The sequence below is a fragment of the Aequitasia blattaphilus genome, assembly GCF_024721305.1.
GTDB lineage: Bacteria > Bacillota > Clostridia > Lachnospirales > Lachnospiraceae > Aequitasia > Aequitasia blattaphila.
This window is the reverse complement of record NZ_JAMXOD010000017.1, coordinates 60,004-70,552: the sequence shown is the minus strand read 5'-3', so window position 1 is coordinate 70,552 and position 10,549 is coordinate 60,004. Positions and strand designations below refer to the sequence as shown.

General features: G+C 39.0%; 10 protein-coding genes. 1 reads left to right on the top strand and 9 read right to left on the bottom strand.

Translation table 11 applies throughout. From position 1 onward, the window contains the following. Window positions 1–65 precede the first annotated feature (65 nt). From NHH15_RS11800 to NHH15_RS11790, 3 genes are read right to left on the bottom strand one after another with little or no spacing between them, the layout of a single operon-like run. Window positions 66–1,553: a glycine betaine uptake BCCT transporter gene (locus tag NHH15_RS11800; protein ID WP_262066879.1), complete on the bottom strand. Its 1,488-nt coding sequence runs from the start codon at window positions 1,551–1,553 to the stop codon at window positions 66–68. A gap of 3 nt (window positions 1,554–1,556) precedes the next feature. After that, entirely contained in the window at window positions 1,557–2,861 is a 1,305-nt protein-coding gene (gene grdH, locus NHH15_RS11795; RefSeq protein WP_262066878.1) for a betaine reductase selenoprotein B, read from the bottom strand. A gap of 16 nt (window positions 2,862–2,877) precedes the next feature. Continuing rightward, window positions 2,878–4,203: a glycine/sarcosine/betaine reductase component B subunit gene (locus NHH15_RS11790; protein WP_262066877.1), complete on the bottom strand. Its 1,326-nt coding sequence runs from the start codon at window positions 4,201–4,203 to the stop codon at window positions 2,878–2,880. Window positions 4,204–4,491: 288 nt separating this feature from the next. Between NHH15_RS11790 and NHH15_RS11785 the strand changes: the two genes are divergently transcribed. Next, entirely contained in the window at window positions 4,492–5,139 is a 648-nt protein-coding gene (locus NHH15_RS11785; RefSeq protein WP_262066876.1) for a TetR/AcrR family transcriptional regulator, read from the top strand. 43 nt (window positions 5,140–5,182) lie between these two features. Here NHH15_RS11785 and NHH15_RS11780 read toward each other — a convergent pair whose 3' ends face one another. The 6 genes from NHH15_RS11780 to NHH15_RS11755 all read right to left on the bottom strand — a co-directional run bounded on the left by NHH15_RS11780 (window position 5,183) and on the right by NHH15_RS11755 (window position 10,537). Beyond that, entirely contained in the window at window positions 5,183–6,622 is a 1,440-nt protein-coding gene (locus NHH15_RS11780) for a carbon starvation CstA family protein (RefSeq protein ID WP_262066875.1), read from the bottom strand. A gap of 135 nt (window positions 6,623–6,757) precedes the next feature. Then, entirely contained in the window at window positions 6,758–7,462 is a 705-nt protein-coding gene (locus tag NHH15_RS11775; RefSeq protein WP_262066874.1) for a LytR/AlgR family response regulator transcription factor, read from the bottom strand. Between the two features lie 19 nt (window positions 7,463–7,481). After that, window positions 7,482–9,155: a LytS/YhcK type 5TM receptor domain-containing protein gene (locus NHH15_RS11770; RefSeq protein ID WP_262066873.1), complete on the bottom strand. Its 1,674-nt coding sequence runs from the start codon at window positions 9,153–9,155 to the stop codon at window positions 7,482–7,484. After that, entirely contained in the window at window positions 9,155–9,724 is a 570-nt protein-coding gene (locus NHH15_RS11765) for a DUF3841 domain-containing protein (protein WP_262066872.1), read from the bottom strand. Before NHH15_RS11765 ends, NHH15_RS11770 begins: the two co-directional genes overlap by 1 nt. 114 nt (window positions 9,725–9,838) lie before the next feature. After that, window positions 9,839–9,967 carry a hypothetical protein gene (locus NHH15_RS11760; protein ID WP_262066871.1) on the bottom strand — a complete coding sequence of 43 codons (129 nt, stop codon included), beginning with the start codon at window positions 9,965–9,967 and terminating at the stop codon, window positions 9,839–9,841. 276 nt (window positions 9,968–10,243) lie between these two features. Then, complete coding sequence (locus NHH15_RS11755; RefSeq protein WP_262066870.1) at window positions 10,244–10,537, bottom strand: hypothetical protein; 294 nt, start codon at window positions 10,535–10,537, stop codon at window positions 10,244–10,246. Window positions 10,538–10,549: the final 12 nt, after the last annotated feature.

The following is a 10,549-nucleotide window of genomic DNA, read 5'->3' as shown; positions in this document are numbered from 1 at the left end:
GCTAAACCTGCGGGACCTGCACCTAGAATGATTACATCATATATCTTATCCATTTCCTTACCACCTTATAATTTTTCTTGTTTTAATGCCTTTAGTAAAGAGGCACTGGCAAACAACATAATAAATATAAATGGGAATGCTGCTGCAATTGATATAATTTGAAGCGGCTTTAATCCCCCTGCAATCAGTAACCCGATTGCCATTACAGACTGTACAATTCCCCAAAGAACTTTTTTACTATTTGGGGGATTTAAATCTCCTTTCGAAGATAACATAGAAAGTACAAACGTACCGGAATTCGCTGATGTTATAAAAAATGTGCATAAGAGAACCATGGCAATCACGGATAAAATAGTACCAAAGGGATACTCTCTCATTACCACAAATAGCCCTGTTTCCGGAACAGCTGCCACCTCCTTCAACGTTTCCAATGATAAAATACCTTTTTCTCCTAAATTGATTCCAAGAGTTCCAAAAATCCCAAACCACACTAACGAACCAAGACTTGGTGCGACTACTACTCCTGCAATAAACTCGCGAATCGTACGTCCCTTGGAAATTCTTGCAATAAACACTCCTACAAAGGGAGCCCATGCAATCCACCATGCCCAGTAAAAGACTCTCCAGCCCTCAATCCATGAATTATCTCCGTAGCTATTAATACCCAAGCTATCTGGAATAAAATTACCAAGATATTCTCCCAAACCATTGGTGAAGCTATTAAAGATTTCAATCTTAGGTCCTACTAAAAATACCAGTATCATCAACGCTAAAGCAATATAAAGATTGGCATCTGATACCAGCTTAATTCCCTTTTCAATACCAGCAACTGCTGACCAAATGTATATAATAGAAATCACAACAATAATAATAATCTGGATTACTAGGTTGGTTGGAATTCCAAATAAGTAATTCAACCCACTATTAATTTGAAGAACTCCCAACCCGAGAGAAGTTGTTACACCTGCAACAGTTGCAAAAACAGCTAAAACATCTATTAATTTCCCCCAGAATCCCTGTACTCTTTTTTCTCCTATTAAAGGTTCAAAAATAGAGCTTACAAGGCCTGGTTTGTTTTTCCTAAACTGGAAATAAGCTAACGCCAAACCAATAATTGCATAATTAGCCCAAGGGTGAATCCCCCAGTGCATAAAGGAGGATCGCATAGCAAAATCTGCAGCAGCCTCTGTACCACCTTCCATTCCCATAGGATTAATGTAGTGGGAGATTGGCTCTGAGATTCCCCAGAATACCAATCCAACTCCCATTCCTGCTCCAAAAAGCATTGCAAACCAAGACACCGTACTATATTCCGGCTTGGAATCATCTGCTCCCAATTTTACCTTGCCATACTTACTAAAAGCCATTGCGATTACAAATATTACAAAAAAGAACATCGCTATTAAGTAGAGCCATCCAAAATTTTGAGTTAAAAATGCGTAGACTGCATCCGATGCCTTTGTAAAACTATCATTTAACGCAACTGCCCAAAGCGCAATTCCTCCAGTAAGGATTAATGAAATAATAAAAACATAGTTCTTTTCTTTTTTCATAGCCTACACCTTAAACACTGTCTGCTCTTTGATATCAGTTGCAAGACTTTCTAATGCCACTTTTGTACGGTGATATCGAAGCTTCCACTGCTCCTCTTTTGGTGTTCCCGGGTCTCCTAATGGATAAGGGATTGAGATTGTTGGAACAATTCTGTTAGACCCTACTGTTTTCGCTACCGGAATCAGATTACACATCTGCACAATCGGGAATCCCGCTTTTTCAATTTCTTTTACCATCGTTGCACCGCAACGAGTACAAGTACCTCATGTGGATACCATGATAACGCCGTCTACTTTGTCCTCTTTTAAATATGGAACGATTTCTCTTGCCATTCTTTCTGCCTCAGCCTGTGTAGTTCCTGTTCCTACTGTCGAATAGAAGAATGGATGAAGGCTTCCGTAGACTCCTTCTTTTTGCAATACCTGTAAGGCATCAACCGGAGTAATAACATTCGGATCAGCATCTGCAGCTGCCGGGTCAAATCCTGCATGAATCGTCTTATATTCACCACTCTTTAAAGCTTCTATTACACCAATGTCATAACGTCCCCATCTGGTCGCCGATGCTGACTGAATACGATCCGGATTATCCACTGGCACAATTCCCCCTGTTGTCACTAAAGCAATCCTTGCACTCTTCAAATCCTTAATTGCATCTGCAATTGGAACCCGATCTAACTTCGGTATAGGCAATTCGGTCTCAAAAGATTCTCCATTTAGTTTTTTCAGAAGCATATCTACCATTCGTACGGATGCCGGTGTTCCCTCTTCCAGCCAAATTTGTTTGCGAACACCTCTTCCAAAATATCCTTCCTTTTCAGCCCATCCGATTTCTTCTTCATTTAAGATTTTATTACAAAGACTCACCATAGCCTTTACATCTTTTCTCATGCGGGATGCAATATTTCCACCCTGAAGAATATACATATCCTTCTTAAACATCTCAACACCTGGATTTTCTACATTCATAGATGTTACAACAGGCACTCCGAATTTTTCTTTCACTGCTTTACAAATTGTTCCGCAGGCAACACCATACCTTCCCGCCTGAAATGCTGGTCCCGCAATGAAAAGATCCATTTCCTTCCCCTCAAGCATTTCTAAAATTATTTTGACAGCCTCCTCTGTATTGGATCCCATAAAGTTATCCCCACAGATAATAGTATGGGTCAGCTCTGCATTTAAACTTTTTGCAAACTCTATCCCAGGACCAACTTGTCCTTCTCGAATCTCTGGTTCAAAATCTGCTTTGTCTTCTCCTCCAATCTGTCCGAAAAACTGATTGATATATAAAATCGCTTTTTTCATCGTCTCATCTCCTTCCTTAAAACTCTTTCATTGTCTTTGTTGACCAGCCACAAACTCGATCCCCACAGAACATCGAGTTGTTTTCCATAATAATCGATCCATCTGGTCTAACAGAAGGTCCTAAAATCTCATCATCAGCCCAACCGCCGGAAAATCCGTCTCTTCCAAGAGCTTCTAACTCACCTAAAACTACTTTCATAGGTGGCAACTCTATCAGCTCAGATACATTCCCACAGGATACAATTGCATCACATTTTTCATCCAACGTTACCAAAGGCTGTGACTGTCCATCTCTACCAGTACACTCATTTGTGACACCCACCGTTTTCACCCCTGCATCTTCAAGTGCCACATAGCATCCAATAAAGTCCGCATCGGGATTGCCGTATCCTTCCTCCGCTACAATTGCACCATCGGCTCCCAGACTCTTGGCAAGTTGAGCCACATATATTGCTGCTCTTTCCTTTTGCTCCAATGCAACATTTAGGTTTGACATAATCACTCCCAGGAAGTTAATTGATTTTCCATGCTCCTGATACAAAGCCTTAAGGTTTGGGCAATTTTGATAATCATAGGTAGACCATTTAGATGATACAGGCATAAAACTTCCAGAAATAATTGCCCCATCTAAAACTTCATTTGGATGCATATAAGTTGGAACCATATGATTCATGTCCCATCCATAAGCCAAAGTATTATATCCCATCTCTTCCATTTGGGTTTGAGGCTGCATTACATATACTACAGATGGAAGCTTTTCAATTTCAGCAGCCCTTTTAATAATTGGCTCTAAATCAAAATTTTCTACCTCTTCAGGCTCTAAGTCCTTTACACATCCTGCTATAAACTCAGCCAGTCTATGTCCAGCTCTTCTGAGTGCATCGTTTTTCTTTTGCTGTTCTCTTTTTTCAAATTCTTCATTGGTATCTGCTACCAAAACAACATTTTGAAGTTCGCCAAAAAGTGTGTATTTCTGTCCCTCTCCACTCATGTCAACAATTCCATCCTGGAATCCTCCCCAATGCCTTCCGACAACCAGTACAGAGCATCCTTTCAAGGCATATGTCATTCCTTCTCCTGCCTGCTCCAGTTCTCCTACGTACCCTGGAAAAGCACTTCTTCCATCAGGGCGAACCCGGGGTTCAACAGCTTCTTTTACAGGACACATACGAATGTCATCTCCTGGCTTTGCAATATAAAGCTCTGCCTCTGTGATTCGTTCATCCTCCCGGATAAAATCAAGTGCCGCCTCCTTGTTGATTGTGAGAATACCTTGTTCAAACTTCAAAGTATCTCCGAAAACAATCTCTCTTACGTAAAAATTTCCAATTTCCAGCCTCATAAATAACCTCCTTTGGCTTTTGTCGCGCACTATTTTTAACAATAATAGCTTCTATCTATTGGTTATTTTTGCCAATATTCTCATTTTATAAGCGCGCTTATCCTTAAATTTATACAATCATTGTAATCATAAGCGCGCTTATTGTCAATAGAACAATTAATTTTTTAACATATTCTCCCAGCGCTTATAGCTCTTATCTATAGTTGCTGACAGAAAGATTTAAGATTTGATACTCCTTGCTCCAGTGTGATATAATTTCTTGGTAAAAAGAAAAGGCGGATTATAATAATGACAAATGAAAAAGAAGATAAAAAGAAACACACCCTGGCTTTGTTTATAAATACTGCTCAGGAAATGATAGAAGCAGATGGAGTGGAAAATTTGTCAATTCGAAGAATTGCTGATAAAGCTGGTTTTCATAATTCAACAATTTACCTCTATTTTAAGGACCTTGACGAACTCCTAATGCTTGCCTCTATAAAGTATTTTCAAGAATATAGCATAGCCCTTGCTTCCCTTGGAGAGAAAAAAAATTCCTCTACCGAGAATTTTCTGGAGATATGGTCTCTGTTTTATAATACAATTTTCAAACAGCCGGGAATCTTCTATAACTTTTTTTTCGGAAAAAGAAGTACTGATCTTCAAAGCATTCTCAACAAGTACTATGATATCTTTCCGGAAGAACGCCAAGTATTCTCTTCCGAAATTGAAATGATGTATTTTGGTAATAATCTAACGGAAAGAAGTTTCCGCATTCTGACTCCTCTTATTCAGGATGACACTGGGGTCACAAAAGATAATATTGAGATGTTAAACGATATTATTATCAGTAGTACAAAATATTTGTTAGAGCAAAAATGCAAAGATGAGTCTCTTGATAACAATGTACTTATAAGTAAACTCATGGATATTATCCATTATATCTGCAAACTTTAAGGGTGTCTGTTACCAGACACCCTTGCTTTTTAAATTAAAATATTTAAGCTTCCTTTTCCATTTGTTTCTTACTCAAAACCGTCGTTTTTAAAAATATACCAAGAAATACACATGCAACTACTGCACCTAAACCGTACGCTAGTGATAACTTTCCATGTTTCATAAGTCCTAAACATTCTGGAGCAGCCAAAAAGTATGTCGCACTTACAGCCGACATAAAAGTTGCGGGAATTGCAGCAATTATATATTTCTTCTTCTTTTGCCATAAGTATACCGCAGCCGCCCATAATGCTATCATCGCTAATGTCTGGTTGCTCCATGAGAAATAACGCCAGATTACTGAGTAATCAAAGAATCCTCCTACAATCGCCCCAAATCCTAAAATAGGTACCGTTAGTGCTAATCTCTTCTTCACATCTGACTGATCCACTTTGAACCAGTCTGCAATTGTTAATCTTGCACTTCTAAATGCTGTGTCACCTGAGGAAATAGGACAGGCAATAACACCAATCATCGCAAGAATCCCTCCAACTGGTCCTAGGATTGTCATACAAATTTCATAAACCGCACCGTTTGGTCCAATATTGGGGTCTGTAAGAACTGCCAGTAATCCTCCTGTTGATTCATAGAAAGATACTCCTGCTGCTGCCCATACCAATGCAATAACACCTTCTGCAACCATTGCTCCGTAAAAAATCTGTCTTCCTTTTTTTTCTGTTGTCAAGCAACGCGCCATCATTGGAGATTGGGTAGCATGGAATCCTGAAATTGCTCCACAAGCTACTGTGATAAACATAAATGGCCATATTGGGATATCAGAAGGATGCATATTGGTAAGCTGCATCTCTGGTAACGGATAGCCTTTAGCCACTAGTCCCACTCCTACTCCTGCTGCCATAATAATTAAGCAAACACCAAAAAACGGATAGATTTTTCCAATCAGCTTATCAACTGGCAATAATGTTGCCAGAAAATAATAAATCAAAACCACAATCAGCCAGAAGTTTTTGTCTAGGGTTTTCGGTGTCAACATCGCAAGTAATGAAGATGGTCCTACTGCAAATACAGTCCCCACCATCAGAAGTAAAATTACGGAAAATACCCGCATCACCTGCTTCATTCCTCCCCCTAAATACTTCCCTACTATTTCCGATATTGAGCCTCCATTGTTTCGCATAGACAGCATCCCTGTCATATAGTCATGAACTCCACCTGCAAATATAGTTCCTAATACAATCCACAAGTATACAACTGGTCCAAACAAAGCGCCCTGGATTGCCCCTGTAATTGGTCCAAGTCCTGCAATGTTCAACAGCTGAATCAAAAAGATTCTCTTATTGTTCATTGGGACATAGTCTACACCGTCCTGAAGTCTTACTGCCGGTGTTTCTCTGTCATCTGTTCCAAACACCTTGTCCACAAACTTCCCGTAGGTTAAGTACCCAATAATCAATAATACGATACAAGCTATAAAAGTTATCATCTCTCTCTTCCTCCTCTATTTTATATGCTTTCTGTCATTATATGAAAAAAGAGCCCTGAATAAAACAAGCTCTCTCTCATATGTTGATATTGGAATACAAGATGTCAGTATCACGCCATGAACATCATATTATCATTAAAGACCAAAAATATCTTTTAACCTTTTTACCTGATTACGGCTGACTGGAATCAGTTCATCAGGGTAACCCGCCAACAAAAGTGACAGTGCACTATTGACCCAAGGAGTTACCTCGGATATGTAATTTAAGTTTACAAGATAACTTTTATGAGGACGGAAAAAAATTGAAGCAGGCAATCTTTCCACAAACGTTCCTAAGTGCTGAACACTTTGATACTCTTTCCCCTCTGCATGTACAATACAATTTTTTCCTCTGCTTTCTATATATGCAATCTGATTAATATCCAGCACCACTTTCTTTTTACTCAAAGTAATGCAGATTTTCCCTGGAAGATTGATGTCTTTATGTGAGGTCTGAATTCTATTTATACTAGCCTTTACTCGTTCCGGATCGAAAGGTTTCATAATGTAATCGACTGCCCCAATTTCAAAAGCCTGCACTGCATAATCATCATATGCCGTTGCAAATATAATTTTCAAGTCTGGCTGCTTTTCTCTCAAAACCCCTGCCAGAATTGTTCCCGTAATATCTCCTAAATGTATATCTACAAAAGCCGCATCATATCTTTCCATCTCAAATTTTTCCAGAGCCGCTTTTCCACTTTCAGCCTCGCCCAAATCAATCTCCGGAAAATAATGTGTGATAAGAAAGCGTAATTCGCTGCGACTGGGATATTCATCGTCAATAATTAATATACGCATATATCACTTTCTCCCTTTCTTAAGTAGTTCCTCTGGCCAAGGTCGGGATTCGTATTGTTACAACCCCACCATAGTTTCCAGATTCCACAATGAAACAGTTTTTCTCGCCATAAATATTCTTTAGTCTGTTATACACATTGGTTAAACCTACCGATTCATCGCTCATGTTATTCTCATACAAATTTCGAACAACCTGACTGGGTATTCCCGGTCCATTATCCCGTACAAGAATCACTGTTTCCTTTTGCGTTCGGTAAGCACTAATTTTTACCCTTCCTACTCCTGCCTGCTTCATTGCTCCATGCTTAATTGCATTTTCCACAATTGGCTGCAACGTAAAGGCTGGCAAAATACAATTCAAATCTTTTGGAATATCTTCCGAAACCACCAACTTTTCTCCAAATCGTGCCTTCTCTAACTCAACATAAGCTCTCACATGCTCCAGCTCGTCATAGATTGTAATCATACTCTTTCCTGTCTGAAGTGTATTTCGAAAATAGGAGCTCAAAGAAAGCAAAAGTTCTCTGGCTCGCTCAGGTTTTTCTCTGCAAAACATCGTGATTGTTGACAGTGCGTTAAACAAAAAATGAGGATTTATCTGACTTTGTAATGCCTCAAGTTCCGCTTTTTGCCGTAGAGCCTTTTGCTGATCCAGTTGAGAAAGCTCCAACTGAGTAGAGAACAACCTTGCCAATCCCCTTGCAAATTCGCTCTCTACCATCTGAGACCACCCTCTTTTGTTTGTACGAAGGAGAAGGGTTCCCATAATTGTTTCATCCTTTTGGGTAAGGGGAGCACAAATAGCAAGCTGATGATTGTAAATTTGAGTTCTGACCTTTGTTGTATCACCTTCCTCAATTACTTGCTTTGCAATATCTGGAAGACTAGAGTCTGCTTCCATTGACGTATCATCTTTTCCTGCCCGGCACAGTATTCTTTCCTGGTCTGTTATCCCTACCTCGTAAAGCCCTGACATTTCTAAAATAATATCCATTGCTCCTTGCAGCTCTTTCACATCATAGAAGCCTTTTCTTAAATAAGGGAGGCAACGTTCTGCTATCTGAAATGCAAGCTTAATACGCATAGCAGCAGCCCGGCTTTGTTCATTCAGTACTGCGTCAAACAATCCAATAAAAAGTACGACTCCCAGAGAATTAAATAAAATCATAGGGACCGAAATCAATTTTACCAGTTTCCATGCCTCTTCAAAAGGTTTGGCGATTAACAAAATAAGAATCATCTGCATAATCTCTACCAAACACGCTGTTGCCCCCACCCACAAGCTGCGTCTTTTCGCATAACGTAATCGATTCGAAAGCAGTCCTCCAATTAATCCCTCCATAACTGTTGAAATAGCACAGGCTACTGCCGTTATTCCATGAACATCAATTACATATCTATGGACACCGGCTACAATTCCAGCCAGTCCTCCTACCACAGGGCCACCCAGAATTCCAGCTGACACAACGCCAATCACCCGCACATTTGCAATTGCCCCCTCTACCGGTATCCCTGTATATGTTGCAATTATTCCGATTCCTCCAAATAGCAGTGCCAATAATATCTGGGACTTTTTTGTCTGCTTTCCCTCTGACAAAAATTGCCGCACCGGCTGCAATTTTGTCAACAGGCCAGCTAGTAAAATCAGCATACTTATATTAAATAATATTCGTTCAAATATTGGTAGACTCATCACGGCTCCTGCCCCTTAACCCATTCTTTTTTTATTTTCCAAACTGTTGCAACGTAATCGGATTCTTTATCCGGCTTTAACGTAAAAACTCTCTCCCAACTATTTAGAATCTTCCTCTTTAGCAAAGGGTAGAAATTCCCTTTATCTCCTGAAATTATATCTGCTTCACAGGATATACCATATCGTTTCAGCTCTTCATTATGCCTTTTCTCATCCTCTTTGTCCAGGGGAATATACCAATAATTCACACGATAACCCCATGCTTCATTATTACATAGCAGCACTTCTTCCCTTGGGATTTCAAGCTTCAAAATAATGGTTCCTTCCGTTTGCTGCAGCATAGAGGCTTTGTCTAAGGATAACCAAATTGGGTATTCCAGATTCTTATCAATCTCAATATGCTTTCTTCCTTCTTTTGTATACCACTGATATAAATCCAGATAATAGTCTGCAATGCTGTCATTTTTCTCCAAAACATACTCTTTTTTTACAGTATACTCTCCTTGCTTTTGAAGCTCTTTCCATACCTTGTCAACCTGTCTTGTATAAAGTGTAATCGTTTTACTCATACATTCATCATTCCTTATTCAATCTGTTTATTTATCCATTATATAACTTATGGAATTGATAATCCATTATTCTCTGTATAAGTCCAACCACCTCATCCTTTATCTTTGAGCTCTTCAGACCTTTAGCTTGAGCTTCACTCCTATCTTTTCATTGGTAATTGTATCATAAGTCTCATCTTCTCTGTTCGTATACGGTAAACCATCCGTATACATAGCCATATAAGACGCTCTGTTATTATGCACTTTCTCAGCTTTCGCCACCCTTGACAATCAAAAAAACGATGCTTGACCGTTTTCACCGACGGATGAGAAACTCAAGAATATATTTCTTTTTTCATCGGTTATTCAGTTTAGCATCGCATTTTTTAATTATCAAGGTTAAATCCTAACGGACGGCTAGATACCGGCTATGGAGCATTTACTTTTCTTCATCAGCTCGTTGATCTACTATTTCTTGGTCATCTGTTGAAAGAAAATACTCTCTATAGCTTTTTTAACCCCTATACAAACTCATAATATTTACAGCTCTTTGTAATCATTATTTAGTTTATTAAGTAACACAAATAATTCTGTAGGATTTTGCATGTCCCATCCCCAAACTGTAAATGCATTAGCAAATGAATTAAGATATCTGCTTTCTTTGGGTGGTAATTGATTACTTTCAATGATTTCCAATAATTTGTTTAATTCAGGCAAAATAACTTCCTTTAATTGCTCAACAGTGCTTTCACCTTTGACACCTTGAGTGCGACTTAACATTTCATTCTCACATAAATCTATACACTTTAAAAGTTCTTTTTTATATTCTTCCATAACTTTGTCCTT

Bases quoted from the DNA above. Each gene is read 5' to 3' on its own strand.
- NHH15_RS11800 (WP_262066879.1), bottom strand. From the start codon at position 1,553: ATGAAAAAAGAAAAGAACTATGTTTTTATTATTTCATTAATCCTTACT.
- NHH15_RS11790 (WP_262066877.1), bottom strand. From the start codon at position 4,203: ATGAGGCTGGAAATTGGAAATTTTTACGTAAGAGAGATTGTTTTCGGA.
- NHH15_RS11785 (WP_262066876.1), top strand. From the start codon at position 4,492: ATGACAAATGAAAAAGAAGATAAAAAGAAACACACCCTGGCTTTGTTT.
- NHH15_RS11780 (WP_262066875.1), bottom strand. From the start codon at position 6,622: ATGATAACTTTTATAGCTTGTATCGTATTATTGATTATTGGGTACTTA.
- NHH15_RS11775 (WP_262066874.1), bottom strand. From the start codon at position 7,462: ATGCGTATATTAATTATTGACGATGAATATCCCAGTCGCAGCGAATTA.
- NHH15_RS11770 (WP_262066873.1), bottom strand. From the start codon at position 9,155: ATGAGTCTACCAATATTTGAACGAATATTATTTAATATAAGTATGCTG.
- NHH15_RS11765 (WP_262066872.1), bottom strand. From the start codon at position 9,724: ATGAGTAAAACGATTACACTTTATACAAGACAGGTTGACAAGGTATGG.
- NHH15_RS11755 (WP_262066870.1), bottom strand. From the start codon at position 10,537: ATGGAAGAATATAAAAAAGAACTTTTAAAGTGTATAGATTTATGTGAG.